General features: G+C 68.1%; 20 protein-coding genes. 8 read left to right on the top strand and 12 right to left on the bottom strand.

The features are described 5' to 3' along the window. Positions 1–16 precede the first annotated feature (16 nt). Positions 17–337 carry an EthD family reductase gene (locus tag ACFYRU_RS30645; RefSeq protein WP_387664823.1) on the top strand — a complete coding sequence of 107 codons (321 nt, stop codon included), beginning with the start codon at positions 17–19 and terminating at the stop codon, positions 335–337. A gap of 24 nt (positions 338–361) precedes the next feature. Here the strand turns inward: ACFYRU_RS30645 and ACFYRU_RS30640 are convergent, their stop codons facing one another. Both ACFYRU_RS30640 and ACFYRU_RS30635 read right to left on the bottom strand, forming a co-directional pair. Further along, positions 362–757: a PPOX class F420-dependent oxidoreductase gene (locus ACFYRU_RS30640; protein WP_387664820.1), complete on the bottom strand. Its 396-nt coding sequence runs from the start codon at positions 755–757 to the stop codon at positions 362–364. Continuing rightward, on the bottom strand, positions 754–1,668 hold the full coding sequence (locus tag ACFYRU_RS30635) for an NADP-dependent oxidoreductase (protein ID WP_387664817.1): 915 nt from the start codon (positions 1,666–1,668) through the stop codon (positions 754–756). The genes ACFYRU_RS30640 and ACFYRU_RS30635 overlap by 4 nt, the downstream gene beginning before the upstream one ends. Before the next feature lie 84 nt (positions 1,669–1,752). On the opposite strand from ACFYRU_RS30635, the gene ACFYRU_RS30630 reads away from it, so the two are divergent. Beyond that, positions 1,753–2,418 (top strand): TetR/AcrR family transcriptional regulator, encoded by a 666-nt coding sequence (locus ACFYRU_RS30630; RefSeq protein ID WP_387664815.1) that lies wholly within the window; start codon positions 1,753–1,755, stop codon positions 2,416–2,418. Positions 2,419–2,422: 4 nt separating this feature from the next. Here ACFYRU_RS30630 and ACFYRU_RS30625 read toward each other — a convergent pair whose 3' ends face one another. After that, positions 2,423–2,758, bottom strand: a complete 336-nt coding sequence (locus ACFYRU_RS30625) for an ArsR/SmtB family transcription factor (RefSeq protein WP_387666055.1) — start codon at positions 2,756–2,758, stop codon at positions 2,423–2,425. Between the two features lie 129 nt (positions 2,759–2,887). On the opposite strand from ACFYRU_RS30625, the gene ACFYRU_RS30620 reads away from it, so the two are divergent. Together ACFYRU_RS30620 and ACFYRU_RS30615 are read left to right on the top strand one after the other, a co-directional pair. After that, complete coding sequence (locus ACFYRU_RS30620) at positions 2,888–3,820, top strand: NmrA/HSCARG family protein (RefSeq protein WP_387664813.1); 933 nt, start codon at positions 2,888–2,890, stop codon at positions 3,818–3,820. A 38-nt stretch (positions 3,821–3,858) separates the two neighbouring features. After that, the gene (locus ACFYRU_RS30615; protein WP_387664811.1) at positions 3,859–4,653 is read left to right on the top strand and encodes an endonuclease/exonuclease/phosphatase family protein; all 795 of its coding nucleotides are present in this window, start codon (positions 3,859–3,861) and stop codon (positions 4,651–4,653) included. Here the strand turns inward: ACFYRU_RS30615 and ACFYRU_RS30610 are convergent. The 7 genes from ACFYRU_RS30610 to ACFYRU_RS30580 all read right to left on the bottom strand — a co-directional run bounded on the left by ACFYRU_RS30610 (position 4,595) and on the right by ACFYRU_RS30580 (position 13,247). Beyond that, complete coding sequence (locus ACFYRU_RS30610) at positions 4,595–6,085, bottom strand: dihydrolipoyl dehydrogenase family protein (protein ID WP_387664808.1); 1,491 nt, start codon at positions 6,083–6,085, stop codon at positions 4,595–4,597. The genes ACFYRU_RS30615 and ACFYRU_RS30610 overlap by 59 nt on opposite strands. A gap of 1 nt (position 6,086) precedes the next feature. Beyond that, a complete protein-coding gene (locus ACFYRU_RS30605; RefSeq protein WP_387664805.1) occupies positions 6,087–6,671 on the bottom strand; it encodes a hypothetical protein in 585 nt (194 codons plus the stop codon). A 130-nt stretch (positions 6,672–6,801) separates the two neighbouring features. Continuing rightward, positions 6,802–7,506, bottom strand: coding sequence for a hypothetical protein (locus ACFYRU_RS30600; protein WP_387664802.1), 705 nt, complete (start codon positions 7,504–7,506; stop codon positions 6,802–6,804). Between the two features lie 45 nt (positions 7,507–7,551). Further along, positions 7,552–9,714, bottom strand: a complete 2,163-nt coding sequence (locus tag ACFYRU_RS30595; RefSeq protein ID WP_387664799.1) for a carbohydrate-binding protein — start codon at positions 9,712–9,714, stop codon at positions 7,552–7,554. 2 nt (positions 9,715–9,716) lie between these two features. Further along, the gene (locus ACFYRU_RS30590; protein ID WP_387664796.1) at positions 9,717–10,622 is read right to left on the bottom strand and encodes a carbohydrate ABC transporter permease; all 906 of its coding nucleotides are present in this window, start codon (positions 10,620–10,622) and stop codon (positions 9,717–9,719) included. After that, positions 10,619–11,599 carry an ABC transporter permease gene (locus ACFYRU_RS30585; RefSeq protein ID WP_387664793.1) on the bottom strand — a complete coding sequence of 327 codons (981 nt, stop codon included), beginning with the start codon at positions 11,597–11,599 and terminating at the stop codon, positions 10,619–10,621. Before ACFYRU_RS30585 ends, ACFYRU_RS30590 begins: the two co-directional genes overlap by 4 nt. Continuing rightward, a complete protein-coding gene (locus tag ACFYRU_RS30580) occupies positions 11,583–13,247 on the bottom strand; it encodes an ABC transporter substrate-binding protein (protein ID WP_387664790.1) in 1,665 nt (554 codons plus the stop codon). Before ACFYRU_RS30580 ends, ACFYRU_RS30585 begins: the two co-directional genes overlap by 17 nt. 274 nt (positions 13,248–13,521) lie before the next feature. On the opposite strand from ACFYRU_RS30580, the gene ACFYRU_RS30575 reads away from it, so the two are divergent. Continuing rightward, positions 13,522–14,712, top strand: a complete 1,191-nt coding sequence (locus ACFYRU_RS30575) for an ROK family protein (RefSeq protein WP_387664787.1) — start codon at positions 13,522–13,524, stop codon at positions 14,710–14,712. A 120-nt stretch (positions 14,713–14,832) separates the two neighbouring features. Next, positions 14,833–17,631 carry a glycoside hydrolase family 3 C-terminal domain-containing protein gene (locus ACFYRU_RS30570; RefSeq protein WP_387664785.1) on the top strand — a complete coding sequence of 933 codons (2,799 nt, stop codon included), beginning with the start codon at positions 14,833–14,835 and terminating at the stop codon, positions 17,629–17,631. Here ACFYRU_RS30570 and ACFYRU_RS30565 read toward each other — a convergent pair. After that, the gene (locus ACFYRU_RS30565) at positions 17,616–17,807 is read right to left on the bottom strand and encodes a hypothetical protein (protein WP_387664782.1); all 192 of its coding nucleotides are present in this window, start codon (positions 17,805–17,807) and stop codon (positions 17,616–17,618) included. The two genes, ACFYRU_RS30570 and ACFYRU_RS30565, sit on opposite strands and share 16 nt — an antisense overlap. Before the next feature lie 52 nt (positions 17,808–17,859). Here ACFYRU_RS30565 and ACFYRU_RS30560 point away from each other — a divergent pair, with 52 nt between their 5' ends. Continuing rightward, complete coding sequence (locus tag ACFYRU_RS30560; RefSeq protein ID WP_387664779.1) at positions 17,860–18,492, top strand: TetR/AcrR family transcriptional regulator; 633 nt, start codon at positions 17,860–17,862, stop codon at positions 18,490–18,492. Here ACFYRU_RS30560 and ACFYRU_RS30555 read toward each other — a convergent pair. Continuing rightward, positions 18,485–19,219, bottom strand: a complete 735-nt coding sequence (locus tag ACFYRU_RS30555; protein ID WP_387664776.1) for a hypothetical protein — start codon at positions 19,217–19,219, stop codon at positions 18,485–18,487. The genes ACFYRU_RS30560 and ACFYRU_RS30555 overlap by 8 nt on opposite strands. 199 nt (positions 19,220–19,418) lie before the next feature. Here ACFYRU_RS30555 and ACFYRU_RS30550 point away from each other — a divergent pair, with 199 nt between their 5' ends. Beyond that, positions 19,419–21,188, top strand: coding sequence for a putative Ig domain-containing protein (locus tag ACFYRU_RS30550; RefSeq protein ID WP_387664773.1), 1,770 nt, complete (start codon positions 19,419–19,421; stop codon positions 21,186–21,188). The last annotated feature ends 14 nt before the right edge of the window (positions 21,189–21,202 follow it).

Genomic DNA, 21,202 nt, shown 5'->3' with positions numbered 1-21,202 from the left:
AAGGACATTCTGACCGATGCCAGACAGGCCGACCAAGATCAGCTTCATCTACTCCAACCCCGTCGACCCGGACGCCTTCGAGGCGGCGTACCCCGATCAGCTGGCGCTGGCGCGCAAGTTGCCCGGCCTCATCCGGCTTCAGGAGTCCAAGGTTTGGCCGAAGGAAGACGGCAGCCCGACGCCTGCCTACCGGCTGCTGGATCTGTACTTCACTGACTACACCGCTGCCGGCGCGGCGGCCGCTGAGGCGGGCGACCTCGTCGGCGCCACCCTCGAGCACGCCACCGGTGGCGTGGACATCGCGTTCGCCGAGGTAGTCGACGACAGTACGGTGTAGGTCGCGCCGTGGGGATGGCCGGTGTCAGCCGGCCATCGCCCCATCGGCTATTCCCCAGCTGATGACGCGCTTCGGGTGGATTCGGATGATGGGGCCGGATACGCGGGCGGCGCTGTCTGCCGGTGCGTCGACGGCCTCCGCCCAGCCGCGGATCTCCAGACAGCGAATCACCAGCGGGTCGCTCGACGGGATGTCGTCGACCACGACGGCAGCGCGCGCGTTCGCCCGGACGTTGCGGTACTTGCGACTGTTGGCCATGTTGTGCCCACCGATGTCGAGGGTCTCGGTCAGCGGGTTGTAGTAGACCGACACCGGGTTCACCTGCGGGTCGCCTGCCGGATCGACCGTGGCGAGCCGGCCGAGCCGCTGGGTGGCGAGATAGTCGATCTCACCGGCAGACAGGGTTGGTGACGTGTTCACGCCGGCACCAGAGCGATCTTTCCTCGCACATGACCAGTCTCGATCTCGCGATGCGCGAGGTGCGCGTCGGCAAGCGAGAACTGTTTCCAGATCGGCACTACCAACCGGCCCGCCGCGTACTGCGACAGCAGCTTGTTCAGTCGGTCGGCAGATCGTTCGGTACCGATCCGCCGTACGCCGAGCCGCTGTTCGGCTGTCCAGTCGGCGATCGTGACGGCCCGGTCAGGTACGCCCAGCAGTTCCAGCGACACGTCGTTTGCCTCGCCGCCCACACAGTCGAGGGCCGCCGTGATCCCGCCAGGGGCCAACTTCCGTACCCGATCGGCGAGCCCTGGCCCGTAGCTGACCGGCGTCGCCCCGAGCCCCGTCAGGTACTCGTGATTGCGTTCACTGGCCGTACCGATCACCGTCGCACCGCGGGCCGTCGCAAGCTGCACCGCGAACGAACCGACACCGCCCGCGGCAGCATGTACGAGTAGGCAGTCGCCTTCACCGATGGCCAGCTCGTCAAGAGCCGTGTCGGCAGTCTGCCCGCTCGCAGACAGGACACCCGCTTCGACCCACGGCATCTCAGCCGGCTTGGCCGCGAGCTGTGAAGCTGGGGCGATCACGGTGTCGGCATACCCGATGCTGTCCACGAAGGCGATGACCTCCTCGCCGACGCGTACGTGAGCCACGCCAGGCCCGACCGAGTCGACGATGCCGGCGACCTCGTTGCCCAACCGCGCGGGAATCGGCGCGGGACGGTACTGGGCGAACGTCCCCCTTCGGTAGGCGGCGTCGAACGGCTGGACCCCGGCGGCCGCGACCCGGATCCGGACCTCGCCTGCGCCCGGCACGGGGTCGTCGGTCTCGATTACCTGCAGCACCTCAGGCTCGCCGTACTCCGCGAACACCACAACCTTGGCCACTCTGGGCCCTCCCTTCAGGTGACAGCAATTCAATCAGACAGATGACAATTGTCAAGTGAATGATTGACGCGATAGGCTCGCGAGGTGGCATCCGACGAACCGCGGCAGCAGCGCCGATCACCTCGACGTGCGCCGCACGCCAACGACCGCGGCCGGGCTGCGGACCTCACCCGCGAGAAGATCCTCACGGCGGCTCTGGCCGAGTTCGGCGCCAAGGGGTACGCGGGCGCCCGTACGGCCGGCATCGCAAGTCGGGCCGGGGTCAACCAGCAGCTGATCGCCTACTACTTCGGCGGAAAGCAGGGGGTGATCGACGAACTGCGCCGGCGCGCGTCCAGCCAGCAGGACGACCTGGCGCAGTCCGACGCGACCTTCGCCGAGTCGCTGCGCCACTATCTCGACACCACCCTGGACCAGCCCGACTGGGCGCGGCTGGTCGTTTGGCAGGCGTTGGGAGACGACCCCGGCCAACCCGGCAACAGCAGCATCGCGGCCCATCAGCAGCGAATGCAGCAGGGCGTCGCGCGGATCCGGTCCTTGCAACAGGCCGGCAAGCTCACCGACACCGTGAGCCCAGAATTCGTGGTCCTACTCGAGCACCTCATCGCCTTCGCGCCGCTCGCACTGCCCCAGATCGTCCGCGGCCTGTTCGACGTCGACCCACTGTCGCCCGAGTACCGAGACCTTTGCCACGAGCAACTTCTCCGGCTCCTCGGCAACGAACCGGCCAACCGATCCACCGAGGCCTAGCTGGTCACTGCGCTCCGCGCAGCACCTCCGCGAGCTGGGACATCGTGTCCTCGTCGCGCTTGTAGTGGATCCACTTGCCGATGCGTGTGGACCGTACGAGGCCGGCCCGCTCCAAGGTCGCCATGTACGAGGAGACCGTCGACTGCGCCAGCCCTGACTTGGCCTGCAGGTGGCTGACGCAGACCCCGACCTCGTCCCGATCGGCGATCGGCTCCCACTGCGCGAACTCGCCATGCGGGTCCCGCAGCCAGTTCATGATCTGCAAACGCGCAGGGTTCGCCAGAGCCTTCAAGGCCTCGACCGCATCCAAGCGGTCACCGTCGTCCATCGCGCGTGCCATCACCACCGCAGCCTCCTCGCAGCCATGCATCATCATATCTCGATGTGATGTACTGACCATCCTCAGCGCATGGATCGTCATATCGGGATATTGCGATATGATCGAGCTATGTCCGATACCAGGAAGCCATTGATCGTCGTCGCGGGTGCTACCAGCAAGCAGGGCAGGAGCGTCGTCACCTCCTTGCTCGAGAGTGAGCGGTTCCGGGTGCGAGCCCTGACACGGGACGCCGGCTCTGCCCAAGCCAGAAACCTCGCCAGAATGGGTGCACAGATAGTCACGGTTCCGCTGGAACCCGGCCATCAGCGGGAGCTCGTGCAGGCGTTCGGATCGGCTGACGGGGCCTTTCTCATGACACCGCCCGTTGCGCCGCCGTCCACGGTCGAGTTCTCCCTCGGGCGCCAACTCGCCGACGCCGCGGTGGAGGCCGGCGTGGGACACCTCGTCTTCAGCGCGCTCGAGAACGTCGACGAGAGATCGTCGGGGACCAAGTACGCGCCGCACTTCACCGACAAGGCGCTCGTTGCCGAGTACATTCGAACCCTGCCGGTCGCGCACACCTTCGTCATCCTCTCGTTCTTCTACACGAACGCGCTGGAGTACTACACCCCTCGCATCGACGGCGACAGGGTGCTGATGCCCTTCTACTTCCCCGAAGACTTCGGCGCTCCGTTCGTGGATCCGCTCACCGCGACCGGACCGGCCGTGCTGGAGGTGTTCTCCAACGCCGACGCCTACCTCGGCGCCTCCCTGCCGGTCATCGGTGAGGTCATCTCGCCGGGAGAGATGGTCGATGCGTTCTCCCGGGTCACCGGGCTCAAGGCCGAGTACCGCGATGCCTACTCCCGCGAAGGCCTGCTGACCTCTTTTCCCGAACTTGGAGAGAACCCTCTGCTGGTCGACGAGATCGTCGGCATGGCCGAATACGTGGTGGAGTTCGGATACTTCCGAGCAGACCGAGACCTGCAGTGGAGCAGAAGCATCGATCCCGCCGCGTTGAGCTGGGAACAGTTCCTCCGCAGGACCGACTGGCACGGCAACCGAGTCACCTTCGGCAGCTAGGAGATCGGCAACGACGGGCCTGGGTTAGGGTGCGCGGCATGCGGATTGTGTCTTTGAATGCTTGGGGTGGGGCGATGTTCGATCGGCTCGGACCCTGGCTCGGGGGGCTTGATGCTTCCGTTGTCTGTTTGCAGGAAGTGACGCGTACGCCGGGGGTGTCGGGATGGACCCGGTTCGACGACGGGGAGCGGCGGCTTCCGCAGCGCGCGAATCTGTTTCAGGACGTACGGGCGTTGCGGCCGACGGATCAGGCCGTCATGGTCGCGAGCGACGCCGGGCCGGTGACCGACGGATCGGGCCGCAGGCGCCAGCAGGAGTTCGGCATTGCGACCTTTGTTGCCGAGCAGGTACCGGTCACGGGTCTGATGACTTCATTCGTCCACGGGGAGTTTGTCGACCACGACCACTGGACGATCGAGGACCGTCCGCGATGCGCCATGGCAACCCGTGTCGTCGACCGGTCCTCCGGCCGGTCCGTGGTGGTCGTCCAGTTGCACGGTCTCCGCGATCCGGCCGGCAAGCACGACACCCCAGCCCGCGCGGCGCAGGCCGAACAGCTCGCCGGCCTGATCGAACGGGCCGCCGCCGGGACGGATGTCACCGTCGTCTGCGGCGATCTGAACGTCCTGCCCAGCAGTGAAACCTTTACCAGGCTGGCGAAACTCGGCCTGACCGACCTCGTCGGAATGTCCGACACCCGGACCTCCGCCTACCCGAAGCCGTCTCGCCATGCCAGCTATCTCCTGGTCTCGGACCCGAGCGCCGTCAAGGACTTCACGATCGCCACCCACCCAGAGGTCTCCGACCACCGTCCACTGATTCTCGACCTCTGACCCGCCGGCCCGTCTCGAGTAGGCGGAGCCAGATTTCGCTGATTGTCGGGTAGGCGGGGACTGCGTGCCAGAGGCGGTCGAGGGGGATCTCGGCCGTGATCGCGATCGTTGCCGCGTGCAAGAGTTCGGCGACGTCGGGGCCGACCGCGGTGAAGCCGATCAAGATGTTGCGGTCGTCGTCGACGACCATTCGCGCGTGGCCGGCGTAGTTGTCCGCGTGCAACGCGGCGCCGGCGACCGCGCCGAGGTCGTGGTCGATGATCCGGACCTTCCGGCCCGCGGCCGCCGCGGCTTCGGCCGACAGACCGACGGCGGCCACTTCGGGATCGGTGAAGATCACCTGCGTGACGGCCCGCTCGTCGGCCGTGACGGCGTGGCGTCCCCACGGACCGAGGTCGGGCTCCTCGCCACGTGCTCGTGCGACAATCCCGTCGCCCAGGGCTCGCGCCTGGTACTTGCCGTGATGCGTCAGGAGGGCACGCTTGTTCACATCGCCCGCGGCATAGAGCCAACCATCACCCGCCGGCTTGCCGGTGTCGTCGAGAACGGCAAGCGCTCCGTCGACCTGGAGCCAGTCGCCAGGGGTCAGACCGAGGTGATCCAGACCGAGGTCCTTGGTGTTGGGCGTACGTCCGGTGGCAACCAGAACCTCGTCCGCTTCGACGCTCGAGCCGTCGGAGAGCGTCAGCTGCACGGAATCGTCCCGCCGTACGTCCGTGACATCAACGCCCAAATGCAGCGACACTCCCGCGGTACGGAGCGCAGCAGCCACCTGCTCACCGGCGAACGGCTCCACACCAGGCAGCAACCGGGTCTGGGAAACGAGCGTCACCTGCGCTCCGAGGGCGCTGAACGCGGTGGCCATCTCGGAGCCGACGACCCCGCCTCCGATGATGGCCAACCGACCAGGGATCGTCCGAACGGCGGCCGCTTCCCGGCTCGTCCACGGCGCGACGTCGGCCAACCCGCGGACGGGTGGCAGGTGAGCGCTGCTGCCGGTGGCGATCACGACTGCCTGGCGTGCGTGCAGCGTTGCCGTCGTACCGTCGGCGTGGGTGACGGTGACGGTCCGGGTGCCGGTGATCCGGCCGTGGCCGCGGACGAGCGTGATCCCGGCCTCGTTCAACCAGGAAACCTGGCCGGCGTCGTTCCAGTTGGAGGTGAACCGGTCGCGCCGGGCCAGCACAGCGGCCGGGTCCAGCTCCCCCGTAACGGCGTGGCCGGCCGCAGGCAGTGCGCGAGCGGCGCGCAGTGCGGCCGCGTCGCGGAGCAGGGCTTTGGTCGGCATACAGGCCCAGTACGAGCATTCGCCGCCGACGAGTTCGCGTTCCACGATCGCTGCGGACAGACCACCCTGCACCACCCGATCGGCGACGTTCTCGCCGACCGGTCCGGCACCGATGACCAGTACGTCGAAGGTGAGGTTCGGCATCTCACTTCACCTTCGCCGCGAGGCGGTGCAGGCGGATGGCCGAGGCCAGGAAGAAGATGCCGCCCAGGATCGCGTAGCCGGCGACGGTGGTGAGCGCGGCGTGCGGCCGGCCTGCCGTTGCGATGAAGTTGCCCCCGGCAAGCACCGAGATGCCGCCGCTGAGGATCATCGGCCACTGACCACCGAGCCGGCGGCGCAGCAGCGCCACGATCAACTGGACGACGCCCGCGGTGATGGCCCACGCACCCCACACCCGCAACGCGCCCGGAATACCGGAGGCGACAGCCAGACCGACGGCCGCAAGCAGGCTCAGGACCATGTTGACGTAGAGCGGCGCCTTCGGACGAGTGGTACCGGCGGACCGGAAGTCGATCACGGCCGCGGCGACGTCGAACAACGGGTAGATCACCAGCAGCGCGGTGACTCCCGGGCTGATCGTCTTCGCGATCGCCAGCACCAGGAGCGCCCAGGCGACGGCGAACCCGAAGCGGACGTAGTACAGGGTGCGCAGCGCCTTGGTGCTGCCGGCGGTAGCGATCGCGGTGCTCGTGCGGCCGGTATCGACGGCCCCGAACGAACTGGACATCGGATCCTTCTCTCGGTGGATGATCCGACCGCTCACGGGAGAGATAGAACGGTCGGTACACCGAGCTTGCGGGACGCCGCCCGCAATTGTCAAGACCGATCGTTCTATCTCCCGTGTCGCCTACACCACGTCAGGACGAGCTGACCGAGTACGAGTTGCTGGCGAAGTTCAGGCCGCCGGACGACGACGTGATCTCGAAGCCGAACTGGACCTCGCCGACGGTGGCGTCACCCATCCAGCCGGCGCCGCGGATCCAGTTCAGGATCGCCTTGATGTCGACGGATCCCGAGTTGGTGTTGGACGTCCGGACGAACGAGAAGACCGCGTTCGAGCCGTTGCTGCCTCGGTAGACGTCCCAGGTGTGGCCACCGACGGTCGCAGTGGTCTGCTTGGAGCCGATCGGGCCGACCGCGCCCTGCTTGTTGGCCCACAGCATGATTTCGTACGCGTTGTTGTCGGCCCAGATGTCGTACGTCGTCGAGTACGACCCGCTGCCCGGCCTGCTGACGTCGAAGTAGCTGGTCAGACTGCCGAGCGCGCTGATCCGCCGGCCGATGTTGCGGGCCGAGTGCGGGTACGCCTTCACGCCGCCGGTGTTCGGGTGGTCGGCCCAGACTCCCCAGTTGCTGTACGAGTTGGCCCAGATCGTCTGCGGCCCGGCACCACTGCCCCAGACGTCGTTCCGGATGGTGTAGCCGCCGTTGGACCAGGTGGCCCATTTGTCCGACGACGACCAGGCCGCCGCGTTCGCCGGTACGGCGGCCACCAGGCCCGCCGCGAGCCATGTCACGAGCACTGCCACCACTGCTGTTACTGCTCTCCACCACTTCGTCATTGCCGTTTCCTCTCATCCTTGGGCGTTGAGATGAAGCAGGACTCCTCAGGCCGGCTCCCCGTACGGGATGCCGAAGCCGTTGGTCGACAGGTAGACCCGGCCGTACACGCGCGGGTCACCGGAGATCGCGTCACCGGTCGAGGCGTACTGATGGCGGTCGTCGTTCACCCGGGTCCACGACGCACCGCTGTCGTCCGACCGGTAGATGCCGCGCACGCCGCCGACCTTGCCCGACGTGTACGCGGCCATCTCCCGGCGCCGCGGCGCGGCCTTGCCGAAGCCGATCGTGTACGCCACCTGGATCGAGGTCACCGGCACGTACGTCAGCCCGCGGTCGACGGAGCGGAACAAACCACCGGGCCCCGCCGCCAGCCAGCAGTGCCCGGCGCGGTCCAGTACGGTCTCGAGCTTCCCCGCTCCGGTCGGTAGGCCGCCGGCCGTCGCGGTGAACGTCGCGCCACCGTTCGAACTGGCGTAGGCCTGACCGGTTCCGGGATCGAAGGCGTAGAACCTCGCCGGATCGACCCGATCCCCCGCGACGACGGCGTTGACCGGCAGGCCGGCCACCTCGGTCCAGGTCGCGCCGCGGTCGCGGGAGTAGTACGGGACGACATCGCCCGGCGACCACACGATCGTCCGTGCGTCGGCACTGACCGCGACCTTGCCGCTCTGGGTGAGGCCCGGCGGCTCGCCGGTGAACGGGTGCCAACTCGTCCCGGCGTCGGTCGAGTACGCGCCACGTTCGCCCGGGTTCGCGCTCGCCAGCCGGACGACGAAACCTGGCGCCAGCGCCGCGTAGTCGAGGCTCGGAGAGGTACCGCTGACCGGGTTCGCGGCCTGCCCGTCCGGCGGTACGACGTCCAACTGGTCGTGCCGGTAGACGCCGATGTCGCCGAGCGCGCTGATCAGCGGCGGTCCCCACGGCGGACTGATCAGATCCAGCACGGCGGTCTCCTCGAGGCCCTGCGCACGGACAGACCAGTGCGTACTGCGCCCTGCCTCCGCCTCGGTCACGTCGTCGGTACCGAAGATCGTCGCGCCGGTGACGTAGAGGACCTTGTCCGAGTCGAACGGGTCGATGGAGATGTCGCCGATCATCCAGCCCAGCTTGGGTGTGCCGTGGAAGTTCAGGTACGGCGCTCCCGATGTGTCGAGCACGATCCGCGCGCCGATCGACTGCCACGTCGCGCCGCCGTCGGTCGAGCGGAAGATGTCGTCGACCGGCCCCCAGCGGCTCATCGTCGACACCATCACGGTGCCGGGCCTGCGCGGATCGGTCGCGAGACCGGCGTACCCGAATCCTGCCTCGCCGCCGGTGTTCGGCCGCAGCGGGGTGATGTCGGTCCACTCGCCGCTCACCGGGTCGAGCTTGTGGACGGCGCCGTCGTGCATCTCGTACGGTCCGGGCAGATCTCCGTACGTGACGTAGATGTTGCCGTCGGCCCCCAGTTCGCCGTGGTGCGGCAGCAGCCCGGTCGGTTGGCCTGCCAACGGCGACCAGGTCGCCCCCGCGTCCGTGCTGCGGTAGAGCGGGTTCGCCGGGTCGGACACGCCGGCGTAGACCGTACCGTTGTGTGGATCGACGAAGACGAAGCCGATGCCGATCCCAGGGGTGCCGGTGGCCGGGAAGCTGTCCACCCGCGCCCAGGTGACACCGCGGTCGGCGCTGCGCCAGAGGCCTTGGTTGCGCGTACCGAGGTAGAGCACGCGCCCGTCGCGGGGATCGACCACTAGGCGCTCGCCCATCGAACGGCCCGGCTCGTTGCCACCCAGCTTGAACGGCAGGTCGGTCCGCTCGAACGTCCGGCCCTCGTCGCACGACCGGAGGATGGCGCCGTTGATCGGCGACCACTCGTTCGTATAGGTGCCGACGGCAAGGTACAGGCGGCGTGGATCCTTCGGGTCGAGTGCGAGGCTCTCGACGCCGGTCCAGTTCCACTCGTCCCAGCCGATCCAGTGCAGTAGCTGAACCCAGCGCCGGGTCCACCCGTCGTACCGGGCGGCGCCGCCGATGTCGGTCCGTACGTAGACCAGGCCACGCTTCGCCGGGTGATGGACGATCCCGGTGACGAATCCGCCGCCGACGATCTCCACGTTGCGCCAGCGGTAGCGACCGGCCGACGACGTGGCCGCCGCGTTTCCGGCGCCGGCGGCGACGACGGCCGTACCGGTGCCCAGGGCAATGAACTGTCTGCGTCCGACGATCATATTCACCCCTTGACGGCGCCGATGATGACGCCCTTGGTGAAGTGCCGCTGGATGAACGGGTAGACCAGCAGAACGGGCAGGATCGCGATCACCACGATCGCCATCTTGATCGCCAGTCCGGGCGCCGGCTGGAGACCTAGTCCGGCGCCGGTCGCGACGCCGCCGGCTCCGGTCGGCAGCGCCTGCTGCTGGACGATGTACGTCCGCAGCACCATCTGCAACGGCCACTTGGAGTTGTCGTTGATGTAGAGCAGCGCGTTGAAGAACGCGTTCCAGTAGCCGACCGCGTAGAACAGGCCGACGACCGCGACCACCGCCTTCGAGAGCGGCAGCACGATCCGGCGCAGGATGGCCAGCTCGCCGGCGCCGTCGATCCGGGCGCTGTCGATCAGCTCACCCGGGATGCCCATGAAGAACGACCGCATCACGATCAGGTTGAAGGCCGAGATCGCGGCCGGCAGGATCAGCGACGCGTAGTGGTCGATGAGTCCGAGCGAGTTCACCAGCAGATAGCTCGGGATGATGCCCGGCCCGAACAGGAACGTCAGCAGTACGACGAACAGCAACGGCCGGTGGAACAACGATCCGGGCCGCGACAGTCCGTACGCCGCGAGCACGGTCGTCCCGAGGCTGAACGCCGTACCGACGAGCGTGATCGCCACGCTGATGACCAGCGCTCTCGTCACCACTCCCCCGGAGAGCAGTTGCACGTACGCGGCTATCGTCAGCTCCCGCGGGATGACGACGAGGCCACCCGCGCGCGTCACCGCTTCGGTCGAGGACAGACTCGTCACCACGACGACGTACAGCGGAAACGCGACCGCGAGCGCGATCAGCGTCAGCACCACCGGCTTGCTCAGCCGGTCGAGGATCGTGGGTTCTTCTTCCCAGACAGCTCGTGTCGTCATGATCGCGAGTACACCCCCTGCTCGCCCACCACGTGGGCGAATCTGTTGGCCACCAGTACGAGGACGAGTCCGACCAGGCCTTTGAACAAACCGGCGGCCGCACCGTAGCCGAAGTCGCCGACGAGCAGGCCCTGGAAGTAGACGTAGGTGTCGAGAACTTCCGCGGCGCTCCCACCGACCGCGCTGCGTTGCAGGATGAACTGCTCGAACCCGACGGTCAGCGCGTCACCGAGGCGCAGGATCAGCAGCAGCACGATCACCGGGCGCAAGCCGGGCAGCGTGATGTGCCAGAGCCGGCGCCAGCGGTTCGCGCCGTCGGCCGCCGCGGACTCGTACAGCTCGGGGCTGATCGTCGACAGCGCGGCGAGGAACACGATCATGCCCCAGCCGGCGTCCTTCCAGACCGCCTGCGCGGTCACCAGCACGATGAAGGTGTCCGGCTTCGTCATCAGGTCGACCGCCTGGTGGCCGTGTTCGCGCAACGTCTGCGAGAGCAGGCCCGCGCCGCCGAGCATCTGCTGGAACAGCGAGACGACGAGGACCCAGGAGAAGAAGTGCGGCAGGTAGACGATGCCTTGGACAACGTTGCGGATCTTGGCGGACAACACACTGTTGAGCAGCAGCGCCAACCCGATCGGGACCGGGAAGAAGAACACCAGCTGCACCGCTGTGATCGACAGCGTGTTCGCCACGGCCCGCCAGAACTCGGGCTCGGAGAACATCCGCTGGAAGTTGGCGAACCCAACGAAGTCGCTGCCCCGGATCCCGGCGTAGGGCGAGTAGTCCTGGAACGCGATCACGTTCCCCAAGGTCGGGAAGTAGTGGAACAGGCCGAGCAGCACGATGACCGGCGCGACCATCAGCAGCAGCGGCCAGTCCCGGCGCAGCCGGTGCCGGAACTTCATTCCGCCGCGCACGGCCACCTTGCGCTGCCGCTTCTCCTCCGCCTTCACCGAAGGCTCAACGGCCGTTGTCACTGAGTACCTTCGCGTAGAAGTCCCGGCCTTCGTTGCCGCCGTTGTCCTGCCACTGCTTGACGGCCGTCTTCAGGTAGCTGACCGGCTTGCGCCCGCGGTAGATGTCCTGCAGCGCGTCGTCGAACGGCTGGTTCAGCGCCGCCATCTTGGCCGGCTGCTCGACCCGGATCCCCTCGAACAGGTTCTTCTCCCGCAACTTCGCCGCCGCGTTCTGCCAGGCGCACATCGACTCGACGTACCCCGGGTACTCGCTCTCGGTGACGGCGACCGGACGCCCGCCAAGGAAGATGTAGGTCTGCGAGACTTCCTTCTGGCCGAGCGCGGTCAGCTTCGGCGCTCCGGAGGCCTGCTTGGTGTAGTGCTTGCCCTCGAGCCCGTAGTTGTAGAGCTGGTACTCCTCAGTGCCGAACGGTGCGGCGGTGTAGTTCAGTACCCCGAGCAGCTCCTTCACCCGGTCCTGGCCGACGCCCTTCTTCACGAACGTGAAGATCCCGGCCGGATCACCGGGCCAGACGATCGGCGTACCGCCGTCGTGCGCGAACGGCAGCACCGGTTGCGGGTTGTACTTCGGGTTGATCGGCTGCTGGCGCTGCAACGATTCGCGCCAGCCGCCCGTGCCGTTCTGCCGGATCAGGAACTTCCCGCCTTCGAACAGGGCGTTCTCGTCCGCGCCGGTGCCGGCCACGACCTCCGGATGTACGTACCCGGACTGGAAGAGCTGCCGGATGAACGCAACGGCAGCCTCGAACTCGGGCGTCTCGATCTTGTTCACCAGCTTGCCGCTTGAGTCCTTGCGCCAGCCTCCCGGCGCACCGAACGCCCGGTGCATCTCGTCGGCGACGCTGCCGAAGGCCCAGCGGCCGGCCTTCGAGTCGGTCAGGTGCTTGCCGAGCGCCAGCATGTCGTCGGAGTTCTTCGGCGGTTCGGCGCCGAGCTGGTCGAGGATGTCCTTGCGGTACATCAGCATCCACGGGAAGCCGTCGGTCGGGAACGGCACCGCCTTCAGCTGCGAGTTCCAGACACCGTACGCCCAGGCCCGGGTCGGCAGGTTGGCGAGCATCGGGTACGCCGCCGCCTTGTCGCCGGCCAGGTACGGGGTCAGGTCCTCGAACAGCTTGTCCGCCGCCTGGCTGAACCGGGTCAGGCTGGAGATGTTCCAGCCCGGGATGCAGAGCAGCTCCGGGACGTTGCCGGCGGCAAGGATCGGCCCGAGCTTGTCGCCGTAGTCGTTGCCGTTCAGGATGTTGAACTTGACCGGAGCGCCGATCCGCTCGTTGTTCGCGTCGAAGTACGAGTTGCCTGTCAGCGGCGGGATCGGGCTCCACAGCGGGGTCATCGCGGTGACCGGCTTGCCGCTGGGCACCATCTTGTCCGGCACCGCCCGCTTGAGCTCACTCGGGTAGTGCGTGAATCCGGGCGCCGCGCCGTTCTCGCCCGGCAGGTCCGGCTTGACCGATTCGTACGGGACGTACTTCGGCAGCAGGCCCGACAGCTTGTCCTCGGTCTCCGCGCGCCCCGTCGTACTGGAGCCGGAGCCGCCCTTGGAGCAGCTGGTCAGCGTGACCCCGCCCGCGGCCGCCGCCGCACCGGCGCCGAGCAGGGAGATGAAGGTCCGGCGGCTGGTGCCGCCGATCACTGGTCCGGTCACGTCGCATCCCCTAGACTTAGTTGGGCTGGTAGCCAAACAAATTAACGCAGAGCAGACCATGCGACAAGGTGTAGAACTAGGTCCTGTCTGGTGATCCAGCGCCGTAGCGAGGAGGTGCTCGGTGCGGTGCATCGGCGTGCGGGGGCGAAGGACTCGATGCGGAGCATCGTGGCCTTTGCACCCGTGCGGCGAGGTGCCGTGCCGAGTGCCCCGCAGTAGGCGATGGATTACCAGACAGGGCCTGAGCCAGAACTTTTCTTCGACGGGACCGACCTTGATCACACAGACCGCGGATCACACCGACATCCGTGCCACCAACCTCGCCGCGGTGCTCGCCCACCTGCGCCGCGAGGCGCCCTGCTCGCGGGCGGCGATCGCCTCCGGTACCGGCCTGAACAAGGCGACCGTCACCAGCATCGTCGGTGAACTGCTCGACCGCCGGCTGGTCCGCGAGACCCAGCAGACCCAGAACCACGTCGGCCGGCCGGCGACGCTGCTCGTGCTCGACGGCTCGGCGTACGCCACGGTCGGGCTCGAGGTCAGTGCGCGCGGCCTGACCGCGCTCGCGTGCGACGCGGCCGGCGAGCAGGTACTGCGCTGGCACCGCGCCGGGCCAGGTGTGGACGCCGGCCCGGCGAAGACGATCGCCGCGCTGGCCGCACTGGCCCGGCGGGCGATCGCCTCGGTGCAGTCGTCCGGGCGGCGGGTGCTCGGGATGACCGTCGGCGTACCCGGGCTGGTGAACCGCGAGGGTGCCGTCGTGCTGGCGGCCGGGTTGGGCTGGCGCGACGTGCCGCTGCGGGCCGAACTGGAGGCGGCGCTCGGGCGACCGGACATCCCGGTGACGGTCGACAACGACGCCTCGCTGGGGGTGCTGGCCGAGCACCTCTACGGCGAGTACGCCGGTACGCCGAACCTGATCCAGCTGACCGGCGACACCGGCGTCGGCGCCGGGATCATCGCCGACGGCCATCCGTTGCAGGGGCACCTCGGATACGTCGGCGAGATCGGCCACCTCCGCCTGGTCCCGAACGGTCCACCGTGCCCTTGCGGACGCCGTGGCTGCCTTGAAGCACTGGCCGGGCTACCCGCCATCCTCGCCCGCGTCGACACGACGGCCGACGAGGGCGACTCACAGCGCCAACTCGAGGCGCTGCTGCGGCGCGCCGACGACCGCGAGGCCGACGTCGTCGACGTTCTCACCGAGGCCGGTACCCATCTCGGCCACGGCATCGCCGCGCTGGTCAACGTGCTGAACCCGGAGGTGGTGGTACTCGGCGGCGGCTACGCACTGCTGGCCGAGCACCTGGCGCCCGCGATCGACAAGGCGCTGCGGGAAGCCACCATCGCCCCCGACGCCGGCGGCTGCACCATCGTCGCGTCCTCGTTCCCGCACACCGCCACTCCCCTGGGCGCGACCGCGCACGCTCTGACCCCACTGACCCGGGGCCGCCTGCCCGCCTGAAGCCGAAGGCAGCCTGAAAAGCGCGCGTCCGGGCTCTTGACCGTGAGCGCGCAGGATGTCACCCTCGGTCCCACGCCCGCCTGTCGAAGCGCTTCGACATACCCGACGGAGTCGATCGCCATGAGTACTCCAGCTCCCCCGTTCCGCGACCCGGCGCGTCCGGCCCGTGAGCGGCTCGACGACCTGCTCGCCCGGCTCACCCAGGACGAGAAGCTCGCGCTGCTGCACCAGTACCAGGCACCCGTGCCGCGGCTCGGTCTGGACGGGTTCCGCACCGGCACCGAGGCCCTGCACGGGGTTGCCTGGCACGGTCCGGCGACCGTGTTCCCGCAGGCGATCGGCCTGGCGACGGGCTGGAACCCCGACCTCGTCCGGGCGGTCGGCTCGGCCGTCGGCGACGAGGTACGGGTCTTCCACGACAAGGACCCGCACTCGGTCGGGCTGAACGTCTGGGCCCCGGTGGTCAACCCGCTCCGCGACCCGCGCTGGGGCCGCAACGAGGAGGGGTACGCCGAGGACCCGTGGCTGACCGGCGTGATCGCGACCGCGTACGCGCGCGGCCTGGCCGGCGACGACCCGGCGTACCTGAAGACCGCACCGACGCTCAAGCATTTCCTTGCCTACAACAACGAGACCGACCGGTGCACGACGTCGAGCAACCTTCCGCCGCGGGTGCTGCACGACTACGAGCTCCCGGCGTACCGCGCACCGATCGAGGCCGGCGTCGCCGTCGCCGTGATGCCGTCGTACAACCTGGTGAACGGCCGGCCCACCCATCTGAGCCCGCTGATCAACGACGTACTCCGGACCTGGACGACCGACGACATCCTGGTGGTCAGTGACGCCTACGCGCCGGCCAACCTGTTCGGCCTGCAGCAGTACCTGCCCGACGGGCCGACCGCCTACGCCGCCGCGCTCAAGGCCGGCGTCGACAGCTTCACGCAGGACGACACGAACTCAGGCCCGACCATCGAACGGCTGACGACCGCACTGGACCGTGGGCTGATCACCGCCGCGGACGTCGACGCCGCGGCCCGGCGGGTGCTCGCGATCCGCCTGCGGCTGGGTGAGTTCGACCCGCCCGAGCTCGACCCGTACCGCGAACTCGAGCCCGAGCTGGTCAACTGCCCCGAACACCGCCGGCTCGCCCAGGACGCGGCGCGCGAGTCGATCGTGCTGCTCAAACACGACGGCCGGCTGCTGCCGCTCGCCGCGTCGACGCTCACACGCGTCGCCGTCGTCGGCCCACTGGCCGGAACGCTGTCCGCCGACTGGTACGCCGGCACGCTGCCCTATCAGATCACCGCACTCGACGGCATCATCGAACGCCTCGGCGAACATCAGGTCGATTACCACGAAGGCGTCGACCGCGTCGCGCTGCGGGTCGCCGGTACGTCGTCGTACGTCGCCGTCGGATCGGACGCGGTCCTGCGAACCGGCACCGAGCGCGGCGAGTTCGACCTGTTCGACTGGGGCGGCGGTGCGTGGGCGCTGCGCTCCGTACGGAACGGGCAGCACGTGAGCGTCGCCGACGACGGCGAGGTGGCGGCGGATCAGCCCGGGCCGAACGGCTGGGAGGTCAAGGAGACGTTCCGGCTCGTGCGGCAGGCCGACGAGGTCCTGATCCAGCACCAGCACAGCGGCCGCTACCTGGCCGTCGACGAGCACGGCACGGTCGGGCTCGCGGACGAGGGTTCGGCCTTCGAGATCGACGTACTGGTCGACGGCGCCGCCCGGGCCGCCGAACTCGCGGCCGCGGCCGACGTCACGATCGTTGTCGCAGGCAACCACCCGCTGGTGAACGGCCGGGAGACCGAGGACCGGGAAAGCCTCGACCTGCCGGCCGCCCAGGATCGGCTGATCCGGCAGGTCCACGCCGCCAACCCGCGGACCGTGCTGGTGCTGACCAGCAGCTACCCGTTCGCGATCGGCTGGGCGCAGCGGCACCTCCCGGCGATCCTCTGGTCCGCACACGGCGGGCAGGAGTACGGTCGCGCGCTGGCCGACGTACTGTTCGGCGACCACGACCCTGCGGGCCGGTTGACCCAGACCTGGTACGACTCCGCGGCCGATCTGCCCGGCCTGCTCGACTACGACATCGTCACGAACGACGCGACATACCTGTACTACCGGGGCACTCCGCTCTACCCGTTCGGCCACGGCCTCAGCTACACCACGTTCGCGTACGGCGAACTGCGCCTGAGCACACCGTCGATCGCAGCCGACGGCGAGGTCCGCGTCACGTTCAGCGTCACCAACACCGGCGACCGCCCCGGCACCGAAGTAGCTCAGCTGTACACCCGCCAGCAGCGGTCCCGCGTCAAGCAACCCCTTCGGCAGCTCCGCGGATTCCGGCGGGTCTCGTTGCAGCCGGGCGAGACCGCCACGGTCGAACTCACCGTCGCCGCGGCCGACCTCGGCTTCTGGGACGTGACCCGCAACCGGCACTGCGTCGAGTCGGCCTGTCACAGCGTCATGGTCGGCTGCTCCAGCACCGACCTCCGTCTCACCGCTACCCTCGACGTCCGCGGTGAACGCATCCCGCCGCGGAGCCTCGACCTGGCCGCCACGACCTTCGACGATTACTGCGCCGTCACGCTGACCGCCGCGACTCCCGAGCGCGGCGACGCGGTGGTCTCGCTGGAACCCCAAGCCTGGTTGGCATTCGACGACCTGCTGCTCGACTCCACGAGCTATCGCGCCCGAGCAGCGAACCGCGGCGCGCTTCCGGCCACCATCCAACTCCGCCTCGACGATCCACTGCACGGTCAACTCCTCGGCACCATGCTGATCCCGCCGACGGCCGATCTTGTCGACCTCACGGGTGAGCTCATCCCGGTGACCGGAGTACACACGCTCTACGCAGTGTTCTCCGCGGCCGACGTCGTACTGGAGGACCTCCGTCATCCGATGGTGTAGCTGACGTCCGTGAGCTGTTCGGAGAGCCGCCACAGCCGGGCCGCCTGCAGGCGATGGTGCAGCTCGTATGCGCACAGTACGCGTGCTGTTTCGAGGCCGAGGCCCGCGTTCGCACCGGTTACCACCGCGATGCGTTCGGACAGGTCCGGGATGTCTTGTGTCGTCCACCTGGACATGAATTCACTCTCCCCACTCGGTGGACAATGTCCACAACGCTATGCTGACGGGATGGACGAACCGGCGACCGAGCAACCAACGCGACGACGCCGACGAGGTGACGTCCGCGCGGGACTCGTCGCGGCCGGACTCGAACTGGCACGAACCGGTGGCCCCGACGCCGTCGTTCTGCGCGAAGCGACCCGGATCGTCGGCGTCGTACCCAACGCCGCGTACCGGCACTTCGCCGACCGCGACGAGCTGCTGGCCGCGGTCTGCGCCGCCGCCATGAACGAACTCGCCGACCGGATGGCCGCGGGCATCGCGCGGGTCCGCGGCAAACACGGCAACGCCGCGGCTGCCCAGCGGCGCCTTGGGGCGATCGGGACCGCGTACCTGCAGTTCGCCCAGGACGAACCCGGCCTGTTCGCCACCGCGTTCGCCTTGCCACAACAACACTCCTACGCTGCCCGCGACGAGCCGGACCGCAGCCCGCTGGGACTACTCCGCGCCGCGCTCGACGAGCTGGTCGAGGCGGGTACCTTGAGTCCCCAACGACGCGACGGCATGGAGTACCCGATCTGGGCACTCGTGCACGGCACCGCCGTCCTGACCGGACAAGGCCCACTCCGCGACGCCCCGGCCGCCCTGCTCCGGCGGATCGAGAAGCTCAACTTCGACTTCGTCGGCGACAGCATCAGCTGACCCAGGACGCCGACACGGCTGGTCGTGACGCCCGGGTCAGCATGGACAGGCAGATGATGTTGAGGGCAAGCATCAGCGGCACGTTGGCTGTCGTGACGATCGCGAGCGGGAGTTCGTTGATCGGCGCAATCGACGGCGTGACGTCGGGCAGCCCGAATCCGACCAGGGTGCCGATGGTCAGGCCGGTGGTCAGATCGACGAGGCCGCCGATGTTGAACCAGATGCCTGCGCGCCCGGCGGTGCCCTGCCTGAGTTTGCGGGCAACCAACGGCGCGGCGATGCCCACCGAGATGTCGCCCAGCCCGGCCGGGAGGGCGAACAGGGCCGGCAGGTGGCCGAGTGCCATGTACAGCAGGAAGAACACCCCGACGACGCGGAACGAGTGCGGCCACACAAGCCGGGCAGCCATTCCTGGCGTGCTCAGCACCTTCCTCATGACTGGGATGCGACTGAGGGCCAGCAGCGTGCCGAGGTATCCGAACACCGCGACCGCCAGCCACGGCACTTGGTCGGACTGCGTGTCGTACCAGCCGCGGCCTGCGATCACTCCTGTGACGACGAACCAGCCGCCGAACACCACTGCGGCCGCCGCGGTGAGCAGCACCGCGCGGGTCCGATCGAGGCCGGCTCGCCCGGCACCGCCGTACAGCGCGACGCAGGTCGCAGCCGCAATCGCGACCGGTCCGGCAATCGTGAACGCCCACAGATAGGCAGGTGGGTCATACACGGCGTCCTCCGATGACAGCCGGGACTATGTGGACATTGTCCACCATACTGACCCAATGTGGACAGTGTCCACTAAGCTGGCGAGGAGAGGCGACGCGAAAGTTTCGGTGGTGGGGTTCGGCGTTGACTGTTGTGGGTGGGATTGGTTTGCTCCGATGCACGGTTTTTTGACCGGTCAAATAGCGGAAAGGACCGCCCTGGTGAATACGTCCGAACTCGCCACCGCATCGATGTCCCGCCGTTCGCTGCTGTACACCGCAGGGGCCGCAGCCGCGGTCGGCAGCGGGCTGCTCGCGCCCGGGGTGGCCGCGGCGGCCACTGACGCCGGCCCGAACACTGTCGCGACCTACCCGATCCCCGACGGCATCCCGACCAACGACACGTTCGCCGTCAAGGTCCGCAACCCGGGCGGCACCTGGCAGGAGGTCGATGTCTACTACACCCGGTTCATGATCATCGACGCCAAGTCCGGTCGCGCGACCTTGCCGGACTCGTCGGTCGCGTACTTCGGCTTCACCGGCACGGTCGAGGTCTCGATCACGTACACCAGCGACGAGATCAGGACCGCGTACGTCCGCCCGCTGTCGTACGGCATCACTCCGGCGGTGCACCGGCGGACCGGCGAGATCCGGTTCGTCCTCGACCGGCCGCGCAAGGTCTCGATCGAGGTCAACGGCGACCGGTTCAACAACCTCCAACTGTTGGCGGAGGCCATCGACCCCAACCCGCCGAGCCCCGACGACCCGGACGTCCTCTACTTCGGTCCCGGCGTGCACACCCCCGCCGACGGCAAGGTCGTCGTACCCAGCGGCAAGACGGTGTACCTGGCCGGCGGCGCTGTCCTCAAGGCGCCGGTGCTCTTCCAAGGTGTGTCCGGGGCGAAGCTGCTCGGACCCGGCATGATGTGGTCGCTGTACTCCGGCAGCACCATCTACGTCGAGAACTCCCAGGACATCGTGATCGACGGGGTCAAGTCGATGGGGTTGAACATCACCGTCGGGCAGTCCCAGGACGTCGCGATCCGCAACTTCTCCGTGTTCAGGGCGGTCACCTGGGGCGACGGGATCGACCTGTTCTGCTCGAAGAACGTGGTCGTCGACGGCGCCTTCATCCGTACCTCCGACGATTGCGTCGCGGTCTACAACCACCGCTGGAACTACTACGGGGACAGCACGAACATCGTGATCCAGAACTCGACGCTCTGGGCCGACGTCGCGCACCCGATCAACGTCGGTACGCACGGCAACTCCGACAACAACGAGACGATCGATCAGCTGACCATCACGAACATCGACGTACTGGACCACCGCGAGCCGCAGCTGGACTACCAGGGGTGCATCGCGCTGAATCCCGGTGACGGCAACCTGATCAAGAACGTGCGCATCGAGGACGTCCGGGTCGAGGACATCCGCTGGGGCCAGCTGATCAACATGCGGGTGATGTTCAACAAGTCGTACAACACCTCCGTCGGCCGCGGGATCGACACGGTCTACGTGAAGAACCTGAGCTACCACGGCGCCCGCGCGGCGTCGTCGGTCATGGTCGGCTACGACGAGGACCGCCTGATCCAGAACGTCACCTTCGAGAACCTCACCGTCAACGGTGTACTGATCACGGACACCGGACACGCGCGCTGGTACAAGACCGCCGACTACCTCCCGATGTACGTCAACGAGCACGTCCGGAACCTGACCTTCGTCGGCCCGGCAAGCGTCAGCCCGGACGTCCCGTCGATCAGCAGCCCGGCAACCGCCCTTGCCTCGTTCGGCGTCCCGTTCCGGTACACCATTGCCGCGAGCAACAATCCGTACATCTTCGGCGCCACCGGCCTGCCACCAGGACTGAGCTTCGACACCGCGACCGGCGTCCTGGCCGGGCTGCCGACCGCGAGCGGGACGTACGCCGTGACGATCGCAGCCACGAACGCGGCCGGTTCGGGTACGGCGACCCTGACCCTGACGGTCAAGTAGCCGAGGAGCAGGCA

This window comes from Kribbella sp. NPDC004536 (assembly GCF_042873835.1).
Classification (GTDB): domain Bacteria; phylum Actinomycetota; class Actinomycetes; order Propionibacteriales; family Kribbellaceae; genus Kribbella.
This window is presented reverse-complemented; position numbering and strand designations above follow the sequence as displayed.